The sequence below is a fragment of the Variovorax paradoxus genome (assembly GCF_009755665.1).
Classification (GTDB): domain Bacteria; phylum Pseudomonadota; class Gammaproteobacteria; order Burkholderiales; family Burkholderiaceae_C; genus Variovorax; species Variovorax paradoxus_G.
In genome coordinates this window covers 5,288,061-5,305,722 of record NZ_CP046622.1, presented here as the reverse complement: position 1 = coordinate 5,305,722, position 17,662 = coordinate 5,288,061, and the positions used below count along the sequence as shown (strand labels likewise).

Sequence of the window (17,662 nt, the reverse complement as noted above, 5' to 3'; positions counted from 1 at the left end):
GTCAGTCCCCACCGAACACAGGCTTGCGCTTGGCGGCGAAGGCTTCGTAGGCGCGCTTGAAGTCCTCGGTCTGCATGCAGATGGCCTGTGCCTGCGCTTCGGCCTCGATGGCCTGGTCGATGGTCATCGACCATTCCTGCGAAAGCATCGTCTTGGTCATGCCGTGCGCGAAGCTCGGGCCTTCGGCCAGTTCGCGCGCCACCTTGGCGGCAGCCTCGAGCAGTGCATCGCTTTCGTGCAGCGCGTTGAAGAAGCCCCAGGCATGGCCTTCCTGCGCCGTCATTGCGCGGCCGGTGAAGAGCAGCTCCGATGCACGGCCCTGGCCGATCACGCGCGGCAGCAGTGCGCAGGCACCCATGTCCGCACCGGCAAGGCCCACGCGCGTGAAAAGAAAAGCGGTGCGCGTGCCGGGCGAACCGTAGCGCAGGTCGCAGGCCAGCGCGATCATTGCACCGGCGCCGGCGCACACGCCGTCGATCGCACCGATGATGGGTTGCGGGCAGGCGCGGATCGCTTTCACCAGGTCGCCGGTCATGCGCGTGAACTCGAGCAGCTCGGGCATGCGCATGCCGGTGAGCGGGCCGATGATCTCGTGCACGTCGCCGCCCGAGCAGAAGTTGCCACCCGCACCGGTGATGACGATGGCCTTCACATCGGTGGCGTAGTTCAATGCGCGAAACAGGTCGCGCAGCTCGGCGTACGAATCGAATGTGAGCGGGTTCTTGCGCTCGGGGCGATTGAGCGTGACGGTGCCGACGCCGGCCTCATAGCTCCACGCGAAGTGCTTGGCCTCGTAAGGCGCCTTGGCCTCGAATTGCGCGCGCATGGGATTGCCCGCTCCGATGTAGTGCTTCATTCGGCCTCCGCCATCTGGCTGTGTGAGTGTTGCTTGACCTTGCCGAGCAGCTTGTGAAGCTGCGCGATTTCCTTGGCGCTGAGGCCCGCAAAGGCATCGACGATCCAGTCTTCGTGCTGCTGCGCCATCTCGTTGAAGAGCTTGCGACCCCGCGCAGTGAGGCGTACGCGCCAGGCGCGCCTGTCGCCTTCGACGTCGACGCGCTCCACCAGCCCTTCGGTCACCAGCTGATCGGTGATGCCGGTCACGTTGCCGCCCGTCACCATCATGCGGCGTGAGAGCTCGTTCATCTTCAGGCCGTCGGGCGCACGCTCGAGCTGCGACATCAGATCGAAGCGCGGCAGCGTGGTCGAGAACTGCGAACGCAGTTCGTTGCGCACCTGCTTCTCGATGAGCTGCGTGCAGGTGAGGAGCCGCAGCCAGAGCCGCAGCGCTTCGGGGTGTTCACTGTGGGCGCGCGCTTCGAGGTCCATGTCAGTGCGTCTCCTCGTTGTTCTGCGCGGCCATTGCGGCGTTGGCGGCCGCGGCAATCTGCTGCTGCTTGGCGATCTCGCAGTACATCTGGTCGCGCCCGCTCAGGTATTGCTTCGGCCAATCGACATCGCGGCTCTGCAGCTTGGCCGCTTCGTGCAGGGTCCAGGCAGGGTCGGCGAGGTGCGGGCGCGCGATGGCGCAGAGGTCTGCGCGCCCGGCCGCAATGATGCTGTTCGCCTGGTCCGCATCGGTGATGGCACCCACTGCAATGGTCGAAATGCCGACTTCGTTGCGGATGCGGTCCGAGAACGGCGTCTGGTACATGCGACCGTACACCGGCTTCGCGGCCCTCGTGGTCTGGCCCGAAGACACATCGATGAAATCGGCGCCGGCTTCCTTGAAGAGGCGAGCGACGGTGACCGCGTCCGCATCGGTGTTACCGCCGGGCGCCCAGTCGTGCGCGGAGATCCGCACGCTCATCGGCTTGTCTTCGGGCCAGGCGGCGCGCACTGCGCGAAACACTTCGAGCGGATAGCGGCAGCGCCCCTCGATGTCGCCGCCGTACTCATCAGTACGCAGGTTGGTCAGCGGGCTGATGAAGGCCGACAGCAGGTAGCCGTGCGCGCAGTGCAGCTCGAGCCAGTCGAAGCCGCATTCGGCGGCTCGGCGGGTGGATTCGACGAACCGCTCGCGCATGTCGTCCATCTGCTCGCGCGTCATCGCGGCCGGCAACTGGTTCTGTTCGCCATAGGCCACCGCGCTCGCGGACAGCAGCGGCCAGTTGCCGCTCTCCAGTGGCTCGTCGGTGCCCTCCCAGCCCACGCGCGTCGAGCCCTTGGCCCCGCTGTGGCCGAGCTGCATCGCAATCTTCGCGTTCGACTGCGTGTGCACGAAATCGACGATGCGCTTGAACGCAGCCTGCTGCGTGTCGTTGTAGAGGCCGGTGCAGCCGGGGGTGATGCGGCCTTCGGGCGTCGGGCTCGTCATTTCGACGAACACCATGGCGGCGCCGCCGAGCGCGCGCGCACCCAGGTGCACCAGCAGAAAGTCTTGAGGCACGCCGTCGACCGCACTGTAGGTGGCCATCGGCGACACCAGGATGCGGTTCTTCAGCGTGAGGCCGCGCACTGTGAGAGGCATCAGCATGGGCGCCACCGGCTTGCCGCCCGCGAGCCACCGCTCGTAGCCGCCGAGCCATTCGGTGTCGCGCACGCGCAGGTTCTCGTGGCTGATGCGCTGCGAGCGCGTGAGCAGCGAGTAGGCGAACTGCTCGATCTGCATGCCGGTGTAGCGCGGCACGTTTTCGAACCATTCGGTGGAGTTGCGGGCCGCGTTCTGGATCTTGAGCACCTCGACGCTGCGGCGCGCCTCGTAGCCCTCGAGTACGTGGTCGACCGTGCCGCCGCGCTCGAATTCATTCGCCAGGTCGATCGCGTCTTCCAGCGCGAGCTTGGTGCCCGAGCCGATCGAGAAGTGCGCAGTGTGCGCCGCGTCGCCCATCAGCACCACGGGCACCGAGCGGCCCTCGACGTCGATGCGGTGCGTCCAGCGCTCGCACACCACGCGCGGAAAGCGGATCCAGTTGGCCGAGCCGCGCAGGTGCGTGGCGTTGCTGATGAGCGGATGGCCGCCCAGGTACTTGGCGAACAGCTTCTCGCAGAAGGCGATGGCCTCGGGCTGCTCCATCTGGTCGAGGCCGTGGGCCTTCCACACCGCCTCGGGCGTTTCGACGATGAAGGTGGATGTCTTGTCGTCGAACTGGTAGGCATGCGCCTGGAACCAGCCGTGCTCGGTCTGCTCGAAAGCAAAGGTAAAAGCGTCGAAGGTCTGGTGCGTGCCCAGCCACACGAAGCGGCAGTTGCGCAGGTCGATGTCGGGCTTGAACACGTCGGCATAGCGCTGGCGGATGCGGCTGTTGAGGCCGTCGCTGGCAATCACCAGGTCGGCGTTGTACTGGGCGGCAATCGCCTGGTCATCCGTCGCGTCGGTTTCGAACACCAGCTTCACGCCCAGCGCCAGGCAGCGCTCTTGCAGGATGTTCAGCAGCCGCTTGCGGCCGATGCCGCAGAAGCCGTGCCCGCCCGAGCGCACTTGCCGGCCCTTGAAAAACACCTGGATGTCGTCCCAGTGGTGGAATTCGTTGCCGATGAGTGCCGCGGTTTCGCCGTCCGCCGCCGCCAGGTTGGCCAGCGTCTGGTCGCTGAGCACCACGCCCCAGCCGAAAGTGTCGAAGGGGCGGTTGCGCTCGACCACGGTGATGTCGAGCGCCGGTTTGCGCGCCTTCATCAGCAGCGCGAAATACAGCCCGGCGGGGCCGCCGCCGATGCACAGGATGCGTTGAAGGTCCATGGCGGGGGCGGCTGAAGCGCCGGCGGTAAGGCTGTTCATGATTGAATAGTTTAAGCATAAACAATCTGCTGTCAACGGGACCACTACCACGGGGGGTACCGCGCGCGTTGCGATGTCATGCAAAAAATCGAAAAAATCAATACCATGGCCGCACCATGCAAAGCTTGATACCCAAGATCGAGTCGCAGCTTGCGTCGCTGCCTGTGCCCATCGCGCTGGAATTGCCTGATGGCCGAAGAGTTGCCAAGCCGGGGTCCCGCGTCACCCTGGCGTTCAGTGAGTGGTCGGCGCTAGCCAAGCTGGCGGCCAGGCAGGTGGGCGCCATTGGCGAGGCGTACGTAGAAGGCAAGGTCCAGATCGAAGGCGCAATGCGCGACCTGATCGACGCAACAGTCGGCATGCTGCCCGGCAACCCCGCCGAGACCAACACCACCTGGTGGACCCGCCTGGCGCGGCTGGCCAAGTCCCGCGGCTCGCACTCACTGAACAAGGACGCGGAGCAGATCCAGTTCCACTACGACGTTTCAGACGACTTCTACGCGCTGTGGCTCGATCCGCGCCGGGTCTACTCGTGTGCCTACTTCCGCACCCCCGAGCTGACGCTTGCCCAGGCGCAGGAAGCCAAGCTCGACCACATCTGCCGCAAGCTGCTGCTGCAGCCCGGCGAGCGTTTCCTGGACATCGGCTCCGGCTGGGGCGGGCTCTTGATGTGGGCGGCCGAGCACTATGGCGTCGACGCCACCGGCATCACGCTGTCGAAGAACCAGCATGCGCATGTTCAACAGCTCGTCGAGGAAAAGGGCCTTCAGGGCCGGGTGCGTGTGGAACTACGCGACTACCGCGAGCTTTCCGCCGATGCGCCTTTCGACAAGATCGCGTCGGTCGGCATGTTCGAGCACGTGGGTGCGGCCAACATGCCGACCTATTTCCGCAAGATCCATTCGCTGCTGAAGCCTGGCGGCCTGGTGTTGAACCACGGCATTACCTCGGGCCAGCTCGACTATCGTCAGCTTGGCGCGGGCATGGGCGACTTCATCGAGAAGTACATTTTTCCGGGCGGCGAGCTGCTGCACGTGACGCATGTGCTGCGCGAAACGGCCGCCGCGGGGCTGGAAATGGTCGATACCGAAAGCCTGCGGCCGCACTACGCGCGCACGCTCTGGGCCTGGTCGGACGCGCTCGAGGCGCAGCTCGACACTGCACGCGAGGTGCTAGAGCGCACCGGCGGGCCCCAGAGCCGCAACGCCGAGCGCATCTTGCGGGCCTACCGCCTGTACCTGGCGGGCTCCGCCATGAGCTTCGAGCAGGGTTGGATCTCACTGCACCAGATGCTTTCCACCAAGCCGGACGGCAGGGTGGAGCACGGTGCGCTGCGCGGTTCGCAATCGGTGTACCCTTTTGCCCGTGACTACATCTACAAGTGAGTAAAAACAAACCATGCTGTACAAATTCCAGTCGCGGGCCACCTCTTCATTCGAGATGCTGGAGGTGCATGCGCGCCAGCTGCTCGACATCGTGGGCAAGCCGGCCGCGCCCCAGGGCATCATCACCGTCGAGCAGATCCCCGCCGCCATTGCGGCGATCGAGTCCGCGCTGGCACGCGAGGCCAACAACGCCCCCCATAACCACGACGACCACGTCGTGGAAGGTCACGCCAATGACGCCGAAAAGCAGCATGTGAGCCTGCACCAGCGCGCCGCGCCGCTGCTCCGCATGCTGAGGGATTCGCTGGCCGAGGAAAAAGACGTCACCTGGAGCACCTGACCAGCCCGCGTTCTAGCCCCTGCGTCCTTCGAGAAACACCGCGGAACCGGCTTCGCCGGGCCGCTGGTGTTGCCCCCTGAAAGGGGGTTGGCGAAGCGACACGAAGTGCGCGAAGACTGGGGGTTAGTCCACCTTGGCGCCGGAGTCCTTCACCACCTTGGCCCACTTCACATGCTCGCTGGCAATCAGCTTGGTGAAGTCGGCCGGTGAATTGCCGCTCGGAATCGCGCCCTGGGCCAGCATTTTTTCCTTGATGGCGGGCGTGCCGAGCGACTTGGCCACTTCCTGCTGAATGCGGTTCACGATGTCGGGCGAGGTGCCCGCCGGCGCCAGCAATCCGAACCACGAGCTGGCCTCGAAGCCCTTGAGCGCCGGGCCACCCGCTTCCTCGACGGTCGGAATATCGGGCAGCGCCGGCGAGCGCTGCGCGCTCGTGACGGCCAGGGCCGTGAGCTTGCCGCCCTTGATCTGCGCCATCGACGAAGGCAGGTTGTCGAACATCACGTCGGCATTGCCGCCCACCATGTCCAGCAGCGCCGGGCCCGAGCCCTTGTACGGAATGTGCGCCATGTAGGTGCCGGTCATGCTCTTGAAGAGCTCGCCCGCCAGGTGGATGGACGTGCCGCTGCCGCTCGAAGCCATGTTGAGCTTGCCCGGGTTGGCCTTGGCGTACTTGATGAAATCCTGCACGTTGCGGATGTTCAGGGTCTTGGCCTTGTCGGCGTTCATTTCCATCACGTTGGGCACGGCCGCCACCAGCGTGATCGGCGCGAAATCCTTGATCGGGTCGAACGGCAGCTTGGGATAGAGCGCGCGGTTGATGCCGTGCGTGCCCACCGTGCCCATCAGCAGCGTGTAGCCGTCGTTCGGCGCGCGCGCGACGATTTCGGCGCCCACGTTGCCGCCCGCGCCCGCGCGGTTGTCGACGATGAACTGCTGGCCGAAGGCCTTGGAGAGCTCGGGCGCAACGGCGCGCGCCAGGATGTCGGTGGTGCCGCCCGCTGCAAAGGGCACGACGATGCGCACCGGCTTGTTCGGCCAGGTGTTCTGGGCCCAGGAAGGAGCAGCCGCAAGGGCGATCACTGCCGCGGAAGCGGCAAGCGCAACCCGGCGATTCGATTTGAAAGTTGAAGAAGTCATGCGCGCGTTTGTACAGGTGAACGGCATCGTGCGTCGCGGGTAAAAACCCCGGTGGCGCGCCGGGTATGCCGGTTAGGCCACCTGCATCCGCTGTGCGAAGCGCTCACGCCGAAAGCGCTCCAGCACAAAGTCGACGAACACCCGCGTCTTGGCCGGCAGCAGCTTCTTGCTGGGGTAATAAAGCCAGACCGCGCCCGCATCGAAATGCCACTCGGGCAGCAGGCGCACCAGCTCGCCGCTGCGCAAGCCCCGCTCGACGAAAGGCATCGGCAGCATGGCCACGCCCAGGCCCATCAGCGCGGCATGGGCAATCGCTTCCGGATCGTTGAAGATCGCGCGCGGCCGGGGCAGCTCCACCGTGGTCTGGTCGCCCTTGGCGTGCTGCAGCGTCCAGCTGCGCAGCCGGCCCGTGGGCGAAGAACGGCGCAGCAGCGCGTCGAACTGCGCCAGCTCCGCCGGATGGCCGGGCAACGCGCGGCCTGCCAGATACCCCGGCGCGGCGACCGCCACCACGTGGATGCGCGCCAGCTCACGCGCCACCATGCCGGGCGACAGCTCGATGCCGCCGCCAATGGCCGCGTCGAAGCCCTCACCCACCAGGTCCACCTGCTGGTTGTCGAAATGCCAGTCGGGCAGGATCGATGGGTACCGCGCAAGAAAGTCGCCCATGAGCGGCAACACATGCTCCCGGCCGAACGCCTGGCCCATGCTCACCTTCAGCGTTCCGGCAGGTTGGCCGTCGTCCTTCGAAACATCGGCCACGGCGTCTTTCAGCGTTGCGAGCGCCCCGCCGATCTGCCCCAGGAATCGTTCACCGCCTTCCGTCAACGTCAGGCGCCGCGTGCTGCGCTGAAACAGCCGAACGCCCAGGCGGGCTTCGAGCCGGGCGACGTTCTTGCTGACCGCCGCGGGCGTGAGCCCCAGCCGCCGGGCAGCGGCTGAGAAGCTGCCGCTTTCCGCGCTCTGGACAAAAGAATCGAGGTGATTGAGCGGTTCCATCTGCACATTTTCAACCAATGGTTGAATTTGATTGCACCAATTGACGGCTACCGGGAAGGTAATGAAATCCTGACACTGAAGGTCTTCCAGTTCACAACCTCAGGAAACCACATGGCCTCCACCCCTCAATCCACCCCCCAACCCACCACTCCCGTCCTGGCTGGCAAGGTCGCTTTCGTCACCGGCGGTTCGCGCGGAATCGGCGCCGCCATCGTGCGCCGCCTGGTCCGCGACGGCGCCGCCGTGGCCTTCAGCTACGCCAGCTCCAGCGCTCCGGCCGATGAGCTCGCACGCAGCATCGAAGCCGAAGGCGGCCGCGCACTGGCGCTGAAGATCGACAGCGCCGACGCCGCCGCGCTCACGGCCGGTATCGACGAGGCGGCCCGCACGCTCGGCAAGATCGATGTGCTGGTGAACAACGCGGGCGTGTTCCTCGGCGGCAGCCTCGACGACTTCTCGCTCGAGGACTTCGACAAGACGCTCGACATCAACGTGCGCGCCGTGTTCGTCGCGGCCAAGGCGGCCTCGCGCCACATGGGCGAAGGTGGCCGCATCATCAACATCGGCAGCACCAACGCCGAGCGCATGCCCTGGCCCGGGGGCAGCGCCTATGCCATGAGCAAGTCGGCGTTGAAGGGGCTGGTGCAGGGCCTTGCGCGCGACCTCGGCCCGCGGGGCATCACGGTGAACAACGTGCAGCCCGGCCCGGTCAACACCGACATGAATCCGGTCGACGGCCCGAACGCCGCCGCCATGCACGGGCTGATGGCGCTCGCCCGCCATGCGCACCCCGAAGAAATCGCCGGCATGGTGGCTTACCTGTCCAGCCCCGAGGCTGCCTTTGTGACGGGCGCGAGCCTCAACATCGACGGCGGCTTCGCGGCCTGAACGGCCGAGTTGATGGGCCTCCAAAGGCCCGACATCAGCCCAGCAGCTTTTTCGCGGCCGTCGCCACGGCTTCGGCACCGACGCGCGACTGCGCCTCCAGCACCGGCGCGTAGCCGACCGGAATGCGCGGCGCGCCGAGCCGCGCCACGCGGCACCCGGTGGCTTCGGCGGCGGTGGCCGCAATCTCGGCACCGAAGCCGGCCACCTGCACCGCCTCGTGCACCACCAGCAGCCGCTGCGTGCGCGCGCAAGAAGCGAGCACCGTCTCGCGGTCCCATAGCCAGAGCGTGCGCAGGTCGATCAGGTCGGCCGCAATGCCTTCGGCCGCGAGCGCATCGCAGGCGGCGGTGCACGCCTGCACCTGCTTGCTCCAGCTCACGATCGTGATCGCGTTGCCTTCGCGCACGCGCCGCGCCTTGCCAAGCGGCACGGCCATGTCTTCGTCCACTTCGCCGCGCAGGCCCCACAGCGTCTTGTGCTCGATGTAGACCACCGGATCGCCGCACTGCAGCGCGGCGCGCAGCAGGCTGTAGTTGTCCTGCGGCGTCGAGGGGCTCACCACCACCACGCCCGGCAGGTGCGCAAACCAGGCCTCGAGGGACTGCGAATGCTGCGCGGCCGAGGCGTCCCAGATGCCTCCCGGCATGCGCGCCACCAGCGGCACGCGGCCCTGCCCGCCGAACATGAAGCGGTTCTTGGCGGCCTGGTTCACCAGCTCATCCATGCCGCAGAGTGCAAAGTCGACCACGCGCATCTCGACCACCGGGCGCAGGCCCGCGAGCGCCATGCCCACGCCAGCACCCATGATCGCGGCTTCGCTGATCGGCGTGTCGATCACGCGCTCGGCGCCGAAGGTCTGCTGCAGCCCTTTGTACTGGCCGAAAATGCCGCCGCGGCCCACGTCTTCGCCGAGCACCACCACGCGTGCATCGGCTTCCATCTCGCGCTGAACCGCGAGCACCGCGGCTTCGGAATAGCTTAAATCCTTGGTCAGTGCCATTGGCCCGCTCCGATGGTCTGCACGTCGGTGAAAGCGGCGGTGGCGTCAGGCCAGGGTGCCGCATCGGCAATGGCCAGGGCGGTATCGACCTCGTCGCGAGCAGCGTTCTCAATCGCGTCGAGCGCGGCAGCGGTCGCGCCATGCGAGAGCAGATGCCCGCGCGCACGTGCGATCGGATCGGTTTCGACCGCCGCGGCGAGCTCGGCCGGATCGCGGTACGCCGCGAGGTCGACCGAGACGTGCCCCTTCACCCGGTAGGTCAGCGCATGCAGCAGGCGCGGCCCGCCCCCGTCGCGCACTTCGTGCACCAGCCGCGCGGCGGTTTCGTGCACCGCGAACACGTCGTTGCCATCGACCTGCGTGGCTGCGATGTCCATCGATGCGGCGCGTGCCGATGCGCCTTCGCCCGCCGTCATCGGCCCGCTCGCCGTGGTCGCGCTCCAGCGGTTGTCCTCGCAGACGAAGAGCACCGGCAGCTCGTACACGCGCGCCCAGTTCAGCGCCTCGAGAAAGGGACCGCGGTTGATTGCACCGTCGCCGAAAAAGCAGACCGTGATGTCACCGTTTTTCTTGAGCACCTTTTGCGCGTGCGCCGCGCCCACGGCAATCGGCAGGCCGGCCGCCACCACACCGTTCGCGCCCAGCATGCCGACCGAGAAATCCGCAATGTGCATCGAGCCGCCCTTGCCGCCGTTGAAGCCGGTGGCCTTGCCGAACAGCTCGCACATCATGCGGACCAGGTCAGCGCCCTTGGCCAGCGTGTGGCCGTGGCCGCGATGCGTGGAGGTGAGGTAATCGCTCACGCGCAGGTGGGCGCACACGCCCGCCGGCACCGCTTCTTGCCCGGTCGAAAGGTGCAGCGGTCCGCGCACCTTGGCGGAGCCGGCGGCCTGCTGGCCATAGGCGCTCACGCCGCCCTGGCTGGCCGCTTCGGCGGCGTTCTCGAATGCGCGGATGCGCACCATGGTGCGGTACAGCGCCTCGCCGATGATCCTTGGCGTGGCGCTTGAATTGCTCGAATCCATTGTGTCTCCAGCGCCGGTGATGCGGGCGCGTTGGAAAAATGGTATCAAGCGCGACCACCCTTCGGCACGGGGCTTACCCCCGAGGTGCCTCTGTCGCTTCGGCCGCTTCTTGCAAGCACTGTGCGAGCCGCCCCACGATAGGTGGGCTGGCTCGCGGCTTTCGTTGGAGAAGACCCACTTCCCTGTAGAACGTCAGCTCGCCGAGCGAGAGCACGCGAACGCTCGCAGGCAGCGGAAGGTGCGCCTCCACCAGCGGCACCAGGGCAACGCCCAGCCCTTTGGATGTCATGTGGATGAGCCCCGGTATTTCGTCGAGCTCGATGGAATCGTTGACCACGATGCCTTCGCGGCGCAGGAACCGTTCCACCATGCGGCCGCCGAACGATGCGCGGTCGTAGCGAAGGAACGGATGCTCCTGGATGAGGGTGCGCCAGTCCTTTCCCGGCATTTTCTTGGGCGCAATGAGCACGTACGGTTCGTGCACCAGCGATTGCCACGCCAGGTCCGGAAGAAGCCCGAAAGGCGGCCGGATGATGACCGCGGCGTCGATCACGCCAGCGTCCAGGTCGTCCATCAGGCGCATCGACACGCCCGGCGACACATGCACGCGAAGTTGCGGAAGCTCCTTGCGAAGGCTGGCAAGCGCCCGCGCCAGCAGCGTCGATTGGGTTGACGCAATGGCGCCGATCCGCAGCAACCCACCGCGGGCGGCATCCTCCGGCAATTCGCCGAGCTTTGCATAGAGCGCACAGATTTCTTCCGCGCGCCCCAGCGTCGTCTCGCCGGCCGCATTCAAGGTGGCTGACCGGCCCGTCCTGTCGAAGAGCTCGAAGCCCAGCGCTTCCTCGAGCCGCTTGATCTGGCTGCTGACGGCCGATTGCGTCAGGCCGATGCGCTCGCCAGCGGCGGCAAACGTGCCGTGTCGGCACACGGCGATGAAGGTTCTGAGCTCGTTGATCATGGCCCGAGCATCTCAAGAATCGATGCCCGGTTCAACGATTCATCACTTCGATCCATGCATGGCCAAAGCGTTATCGCGCTTCGTACTCTTCCATCGGCTTGTCCGTCGGGGTCGCCCAGGCTGCTTGGGTCAGTGCGCTCGCCGGCAGGCCGACCTTCGAGTTGTGAGGCGGAATGGGCTGCACAAACCACTTGTCGTAGATGCGCGCGGCCTCTCCGCTCCTGGCGAGCGACACCACGCTCTGGTCGACGAGCTTCTTGAATGCCGCGTCGCCCTTCGGAAGCATGATTGCAATCGGCTCCACGCTGAGCACCTGGTCGAGCAGCTTGTATTGCGCCGGCTCCCTGCTCTTGGAAATCAGCGTGGCAAGAATCTGGCCATCGGCTGCAAAGCCGTCCACGCGACCCGACTCGAGCAGCAGGAAACCCTCGCTGTTGTCCTTGGCCAGCACCTCCGCAATCTCGCCCGCACCATCGCGCTTGAGCTTTCGCAGAATTTGTACAGACGTGGTGCCTGTTGTCGCGGCCACTGCCTTGCCTGCAAACTGCGCCGCGGAAGCAATGCCCGAGCTTGCCTTGACGGCGATGCGCACCCCTTCGACATAGAGCGTAGGCGCAAACGCCACGTCTTTCTGGCGCGCCGCATTGTTGGTGGTGGTGCCGCATTCGATGTCGACCGTTCCGTTCTGTACCAGGGCAATGCGGTTCTGCGGCGTGACCAGTTGGTACTTCACGCTGATCTTCTCGAACTGCAGCGCTTTCCGGATGTCCGCGATGACACGCTCGCAGACTTCGACATGAAAGCCCGTGTAGCTCCCCGGCCCGAGCGTGAAGGACATGGCGCCCGAAGCGTCTCGCACGCCCATGGTGATCGCGCCGGACTCCCTGATCTTCTTCAGGGTATCGGTCTGCGCGGAAGCGCTTACTGCCGAAAGCAGGAGGGCCGCGGCAGTGGCGCCCGCGATGAGCAAATGTGTTTTCACGCGGTGCTTTCTCAAACGGCGAACAGCGAATCCAGATTCGCGAACGACTTCATCTCGATGGCGTTGCCCGACGGATCGAGAAAGAACATCGTCGCCTGTTCGCCCGGCTCGCCCTTGAAGCGGATGTAGGGCTCGATCACGAATCGGGTTTGCCGCGCGACGAGCTTGTCGGCCATGGCCTGCCACTTTTCCATCGGAAGAATGGCGCCGAAATGGCGCACCGGCACGTCGTGGCCGTCCACCGCACTGCTGGCCTTGTGGCCGCATTCGTCGGGCGCGAGATGCGCCACGATCTGATGGCCGTAGAAATCGAAGTCGACCCATTCGGGCGCGCTGCGGCCTTCGGGGCATCCGAGCAGGTCGCCATAGAACGCGCGGGCTTCGGCAATGTCGCGCACCGGAAAAGCCAGGTGAAAAGGGATTCTTTCGTGGGGAGCATTCATGGCGGACATCGCGGCTGGGAGTTGAAGGTGGGCAAACTTTAAGCAGCAGTCCTCATAACCGAAAACGATATATTTCCTCGCTGAGCATCGATTTCTTTAATGCTTTGCAGCGCGCCACCGGTGCTCTTGTGCTGCGTTTCTCGCGTGTCGCCCCGCACTAAATCGCCTTGCACTTTGAAACCAGGCTTATCGGGAATTCCCGGATGACCTTGGCCCGGCACCAATGGGATAGTTAGTTCGCCCTTCAAACTAACTAATTTCTTACACGGCGTTTTCGCCGGGCACCACCACAGGAGAGACATCGATGCAACTCAAGCACACCTTGGCCGCCATGGCCTTCGGCCTCACCGCAGTGAGCGCATTGGCCCAGACCGTGGTCGGCGTGAGCTGGTCCAACTTTCAGGAAGAACGCTGGAAGACGGACGAGGCCGCCATCAAGGCCCAGCTCGAGAAGCTCGGCGCCAAGTACATCAGCGCCGATGCGGGTGGTTCGCCTGAAAAGCAGCTGGGCGACATCGAGGGGCTGATGTCCAAGGGCGCCAAGGCGCTCATCGTGCTTGCGATGGACAAGGACGCGATCCTGCCTGCTGTCACCAAGGCCACGCGCCAGAAGGTGCCCGTGGTGGCCTACGACCGGTTGATCGAAGCGCCCGGTGTCTTCTACATCACGTTCGACAACGTCGAGGTCGGCCGCATGGAGGCGCGCGAGGTGTTCAAGGTCAAGCCCAAGGGCAACTACGTGATCATCAAGGGCTCGCCGAGCGACCCGAACGCCGACTTCCTGCGCGCGGGCCAGCAAGAGGTGCTCGACGCTGCCGTGAAGAAGGGCGACATCAAGATCGTCGGCGACGAATACACCGAAGGCTGGAAGCCCGAGGTCGCGCAAAAGAACATGGAGCAGATCCTCACCAAGGTGGGCAACAAGGTCGATGCGGTGGTGGCAGCCAACGACGGCACCGCTGGCGGCGCGGTGGCCGCGCTCACGGCCAAGGGCCTGCGCGGCATTCCGGTGTCGGGCCAGGACGCCGACTTTGCGGCGCTCAACCGCATTGCACTGGGCACGCAGACCGCCACCATCTTCAAGGACTCGCGCGAGCTGGGGCGCGAAGCCGCCAGCGCCGCCATCGCGCTGTCGCAGGGCAAGCCGGTCGAAAAGTCCGCGCCATGGAATTCGGGGCCGAAGAAGATCTCGCTGTCGTCCCGCCTGCTCACGCCGGTGCCGATCACGCGCGACAACCTCGACGTGGTCGTGAAGGCAGGCTGGATCAAGAAGGACGAGCTCTGCAAGGGCGTCCAGGCGGCCAGCGCGCCCGCGGCCTGCAAGTAGCAACACCAGCCACAGCGGCGAGCACAACCGCTCGCTATTGATCCGCGCAGCACTGCGCCGGCCGGCCCGCAGGCTCGGCCGGAGAGCCGCCGCGCACCCGTAGCTTCGAGAGGGCACAAAAAAAATGAGCAACCAAACACCAGGCTGGTGGCGGCGCACCGGCGTCGACCTGCGGCTGCTGTTGATGAGCGTGCTGCTGATCGCGATGGGCGTGGTCTTCAACGTGATGTCCGGCGGCGTGTTTCTTTCGCCCGAGAACCTCTACAACGTGGCGCAGCAGACGGCCGTGGTGGGCATCGTGTCGACGGTGATGGTGCTCGTCATCGTCGCGCGCCACATCGATCTCTCGGTAGGCTCCGTCATGGGCTTCGTCGGCGTGCTGATCGCCTACCTGCAGTACACCTCGGGCTGGTCGTGGCCCACGGCCTGCCTGGCGGGCCTTGCGGTGGCGCTGCTCGTGTCCATCTACCAGGGGTGGCTCACCGCCATGCTGGGCGTACCGTCTTTCGTGGTCACGCTGGGCGGCCTGATGTCGTTTCGCGGCGCGGCCTTCCTGGTGGCGGACGGCAAGACACAGCCCGTGAACGACGAGTTCTTCCAGAGGCTCGGCGGCGGCTACGACGGCGGCATCGGCACCACCGCGACTTGGGCCATCGCGGCCTTCGTGGCACTGGTGCTGTTCGGCCGCATGCTGCAGAAGCGCCGCGCCCGCGCCCATCATGAAATGCCCAACGAGCCACTGTGGATGGAGGTGCTGCTGACGGCGGTGCCCGCGGCCGTGGTGTTCGTCTTCGCGGCGGTCATGAACAACTACCAGATCGCCTCGAAAGACGCGCCGCAAGGCCTGCCGATCCCGGTGCTGATCTGGGCCGTCGTGGCCATCGTGCTCTCGTTCATCGTTCACCGCACGCGCTTCGGCCGCTACGTTTTCGCAATGGGCGGCAACCCCGATGCGGCGGCGCTGGTGGGCATTCCGGTAAAGCGAGTCACGCTGATGCTGTTCGCGTTGCTCGCGGTGCTGGTCACGGTGGCAGCCATCGTGTCGATTGCACGCCTCAATGCCGGCACCAACTCGCTGGGCACCGGCATGGAGCTGTACGTGATTGCGGCGGCCGTCATCGGCGGCACCGCGCTCGCGGGGGGCACCGGCTCGATCTTCGGCTCGGTGCTGGGCGCGCTCATCATGCAGTCGCTCGACAGCGGCATGCTGCTGCTCGATGTACCCATCGGCAAGCGCATGGTGATCATCGGGCAGGTGCTGATCGTGGCTGTTGTGTTCGACGTGCTGTACCGGCGCAAGTTTGGGGAGAACTAGGATGAGATCCTGCTTCTCGATCGACGCGCAAATCGCAACGGAAACCAGATGACCACGCCAGACACCTCAAGACCCCTGGTCGAACTGCGCGAAATCCGCAAAGCCTTCGGCGGCGTAAAAGCCGTGGACGGTGTGAGCATCAACCTCCACCCCGGCGAAGTGGTCGCAGTGCTGGGCCACAACGGCGCAGGCAAGTCCACGCTCATGAAGATGCTCGCCGGTGCCTACCCCATCGATTCGGGCGACACGCTGATCGCGGGCGAGAAGGTCCACATCCGCACCCCCGCCGAGGCGCAGGCGCTAGGCATCGAGACCATTTACCAGACACTCGCGCTGGCCGATAACCTCGACTCCGTGTCCAACCTCTTTCTCGGCCGCGAGAAGATGACGCGCTGGAACACGCTCGACGATCATTTCATGGAGGTTCAGGCGCGCAAGGTGTTCCAGCGCCTGAACAGGAACTTCACCAACATCCGTATTCCCGTGCGACGGCTCTCGGGTGGACAGCGGCAGGTGGTGGCAATCTCGCGCGCGCTGTATTTCAACGCGCGCATTCTCATCATGGACGAGCCCTGCGCCGCCCTCGGCCCCGAAGAAACCGCCATGGTCGGCGGGCTCGTGAAGCAGCTCAAGGCCGACGGCGTCGGCATCTTCCTGATCACGCACGACATGCCCGACGTGTTCTCGCTCAGCGACCGTGTCGCCGTCATGAAGAACGGCAAGCTCGTGGGCACCTACCGAACGGCCGACGTTACCGAAGACGAAGTGCTCGGGATGATCATCGCCGGCAAGCGCCCCGAAGGAAAAGAGCAGGCGCACAGGTGAACGCGGCGTCGGTTCTTGCGCCGGGGGCTGGTTCATGACCATCGGCGACCAGCAACTGCTCAAGCGAATGAACCGCAGCGCACTGCTGCGCCTGCTGCGCGCGCGGCCCGGCCTGTCGCGGGCGCGGCTCGCCGCAGAAAGCGGCCTTACCAAATCGACCGTGAGCCTGCTGGTGCGCGAACTGCTCGACGAGGGCTGGATCAGCGAAGCCGGCGCCACTGTTGCCGATGGCTTGGGAAGGCCCTCTACGCCGCTGCAGATCAACGTCGGCGTGCGCGCGTTGATGGGCGTCGAGATCGCGGTCGAAACCGTGCGTCTCGTCTGCGTCTCGCTGCAGGGCGAGGTGCTTCATGCCGATACGCAAGCGCTGGCCGATGGCACGCCCGCGGGCGTGTGCGCGCAGGTCGCGCGCATGGCCGCGGCGGCGCATGCGCAGCTGAAGGGCCTGGGGCTGCGCCTGTCGAGCATCGGCGTCGGCGTGCCGGGTGCGGTGGACGATTGCACCGGTGTGGTCCGCTTTGCGCCCAACCTTGGCTGGCGCAACGTGAGCCTGCTGCCCGCGCTCGAAAAAGCCTTTGCCGCGGCGGGCCTGCCGGGTGTGACGGTGCAACTGCAGAACGATGCCGATGCGGGTGCGCTCGGCGAGTATGAATTTTTCGGCAGCGAAGGCGGAGACCCGCTGATCTTCGTCAGCTGCGACGTGGGCGTGGGCGCCGGCGTGGTGCTGAACGACCGCCTCTTCACGGGCGCGCAAGGCATGGCCGGCGAGATCGGCCACACCATCCTGCAGATCGACGGGCCGCTGTGTTCGTGCGGCCGCCATGGCTGCGCCGAAGCCTTCTTCGGCTCGCGTGCGCTGGAACGCGAAGGGCCCGGCATGGCGCATGCAGCGGCTGTCCTGGGCGTGCTGCTGCAGAACCTGTGGGTCACCTTCGATCCGCGCGCCATCGTGCTCGGCGGCAAATCGTGCACCAACCATCGCGCCCTGCTGCAAGCGGCCTTCGAGGTGGTCAAGCGCCAAGCCGACGTGGTCGGCATGCCCGCCCCCGACCTGCGCCTGGCGCGCTACGGCGAGCTTGCGGCCGCTGTCGGAGCGGCGGCGCTGGCGTTGCATGAATACCTGCGGCCGCTGCAGCCCGATGCGCGCACGCGCCGTGCCCGCGCCGCGCGCGAAGACCGAGTACCTTCGAACTAAAAGGCTCTCTTCAAAGCGGTATCGCCACCGGCATTGCACGGCCACATGCGCAAACCGCCTACGCGCGTTGCCGTGGCCTTGGCCTAGGTTCTTGACTTCGCAGTCTCCAAGAACCCGGG

17 protein-coding genes are annotated in these 17,662 nt (G+C 65.8%); 7 read left to right on the top strand and 10 right to left on the bottom strand.

Features of this window, described 5'->3' with window-relative positions:
- Position 1: 1 nt before the first annotated feature.
- Genes GOQ09_RS24755 through GOQ09_RS24745 form a run of 3 tightly spaced genes read right to left on the bottom strand, consistent with a single transcriptional unit; the run spans position 2 to position 3,679 of the window.
- Positions 2–856 carry an enoyl-CoA hydratase family protein gene (locus tag GOQ09_RS24755; protein WP_157616313.1) on the bottom strand — a complete coding sequence of 285 codons (855 nt, stop codon included), beginning with the start codon at positions 854–856 and terminating at the stop codon, positions 2–4.
- Entirely contained in the window at positions 853–1,329 is a 477-nt protein-coding gene (locus GOQ09_RS24750; RefSeq protein WP_126748516.1) for a MarR family winged helix-turn-helix transcriptional regulator, read from the bottom strand. Before GOQ09_RS24750 ends, GOQ09_RS24755 begins: the two co-directional genes overlap by 4 nt.
- A gap of 1 nt (position 1,330) precedes the next feature.
- Entirely contained in the window at positions 1,331–3,679 is a 2,349-nt protein-coding gene (locus tag GOQ09_RS24745; RefSeq protein WP_431769318.1) for a bifunctional salicylyl-CoA 5-hydroxylase/oxidoreductase, read from the bottom strand.
- A 155-nt stretch (positions 3,680–3,834) separates the two neighbouring features.
- Here GOQ09_RS24745 and GOQ09_RS24740 point away from each other — a divergent pair, with 155 nt between their 5' ends.
- Positions 3,835–5,103, top strand: a complete 1,269-nt coding sequence (locus GOQ09_RS24740) for a class I SAM-dependent methyltransferase (RefSeq protein WP_157616311.1) — start codon at positions 3,835–3,837, stop codon at positions 5,101–5,103.
- Between the two features lie 13 nt (positions 5,104–5,116).
- On the top strand, positions 5,117–5,443 hold the full coding sequence (locus GOQ09_RS24735; protein WP_157616310.1) for a DUF1840 domain-containing protein: 327 nt from the start codon (positions 5,117–5,119) through the stop codon (positions 5,441–5,443).
- A gap of 123 nt (positions 5,444–5,566) precedes the next feature.
- Here the strand turns inward: GOQ09_RS24735 and GOQ09_RS24730 are convergent, their stop codons facing one another.
- Entirely contained in the window at positions 5,567–6,583 is a 1,017-nt protein-coding gene (locus GOQ09_RS24730) for a Bug family tripartite tricarboxylate transporter substrate binding protein (RefSeq protein ID WP_157616309.1), read from the bottom strand.
- A gap of 72 nt (positions 6,584–6,655) precedes the next feature.
- Positions 6,656–7,582, bottom strand: coding sequence for a LysR family transcriptional regulator (locus GOQ09_RS24725; protein WP_157616308.1), 927 nt, complete (start codon positions 7,580–7,582; stop codon positions 6,656–6,658).
- A 111-nt stretch (positions 7,583–7,693) separates the two neighbouring features.
- Here GOQ09_RS24725 and GOQ09_RS24720 point away from each other — a divergent pair, with 111 nt between their 5' ends.
- The gene (locus GOQ09_RS24720) at positions 7,694–8,470 is read left to right on the top strand and encodes an SDR family oxidoreductase (protein ID WP_157616307.1); all 777 of its coding nucleotides are present in this window, start codon (positions 7,694–7,696) and stop codon (positions 8,468–8,470) included.
- 34 nt (positions 8,471–8,504) lie between these two features.
- Here GOQ09_RS24720 and GOQ09_RS24715 read toward each other — a convergent pair whose 3' ends face one another.
- From GOQ09_RS24715 to GOQ09_RS24695, 5 genes are all read right to left on the bottom strand, one after another.
- A complete protein-coding gene (locus GOQ09_RS24715; protein ID WP_157616306.1) occupies positions 8,505–9,470 on the bottom strand; it encodes an alpha-ketoacid dehydrogenase subunit beta in 966 nt (321 codons plus the stop codon).
- Complete coding sequence (locus GOQ09_RS24710; protein ID WP_157616305.1) at positions 9,461–10,495, bottom strand: thiamine pyrophosphate-dependent dehydrogenase E1 component subunit alpha; 1,035 nt, start codon at positions 10,493–10,495, stop codon at positions 9,461–9,463. The genes GOQ09_RS24715 and GOQ09_RS24710 overlap by 10 nt, the downstream gene beginning before the upstream one ends.
- A 73-nt stretch (positions 10,496–10,568) precedes the next feature.
- Positions 10,569–11,456 carry a LysR family transcriptional regulator gene (locus GOQ09_RS24705; protein ID WP_157616304.1) on the bottom strand — a complete coding sequence of 296 codons (888 nt, stop codon included), beginning with the start codon at positions 11,454–11,456 and terminating at the stop codon, positions 10,569–10,571.
- A gap of 70 nt (positions 11,457–11,526) precedes the next feature.
- Positions 11,527–12,438, bottom strand: a complete 912-nt coding sequence (locus tag GOQ09_RS24700) for an amino acid ABC transporter substrate-binding protein (RefSeq protein ID WP_157616303.1) — start codon at positions 12,436–12,438, stop codon at positions 11,527–11,529.
- A gap of 11 nt (positions 12,439–12,449) precedes the next feature.
- Positions 12,450–12,890, bottom strand: a complete 441-nt coding sequence (locus GOQ09_RS24695) for a VOC family protein (RefSeq protein WP_157616302.1) — start codon at positions 12,888–12,890, stop codon at positions 12,450–12,452.
- Between the two features lie 295 nt (positions 12,891–13,185).
- On the opposite strand from GOQ09_RS24695, the gene xylF reads away from it, so the two are divergent.
- The 4 genes from xylF (at position 13,186) to GOQ09_RS24675 (ending at position 17,543) form a co-directional block, all read left to right on the top strand.
- Positions 13,186–14,208 carry a D-xylose ABC transporter substrate-binding protein gene (xylF, locus tag GOQ09_RS24690; RefSeq protein WP_157616301.1) on the top strand — a complete coding sequence of 341 codons (1,023 nt, stop codon included), beginning with the start codon at positions 13,186–13,188 and terminating at the stop codon, positions 14,206–14,208.
- A gap of 124 nt (positions 14,209–14,332) precedes the next feature.
- Positions 14,333–15,523, top strand: a complete 1,191-nt coding sequence (locus GOQ09_RS24685) for a sugar ABC transporter permease (RefSeq protein ID WP_157616300.1) — start codon at positions 14,333–14,335, stop codon at positions 15,521–15,523.
- A 48-nt stretch (positions 15,524–15,571) separates the two neighbouring features.
- Positions 15,572–16,348 carry an ATP-binding cassette domain-containing protein gene (locus GOQ09_RS24680; RefSeq protein ID WP_157616299.1) on the top strand — a complete coding sequence of 259 codons (777 nt, stop codon included), beginning with the start codon at positions 15,572–15,574 and terminating at the stop codon, positions 16,346–16,348.
- A 34-nt stretch (positions 16,349–16,382) separates the two neighbouring features.
- Positions 16,383–17,543, top strand: a complete 1,161-nt coding sequence (locus GOQ09_RS24675; protein WP_157616298.1) for an ROK family transcriptional regulator — start codon at positions 16,383–16,385, stop codon at positions 17,541–17,543.
- Positions 17,544–17,662 lie beyond the last annotated feature (119 nt).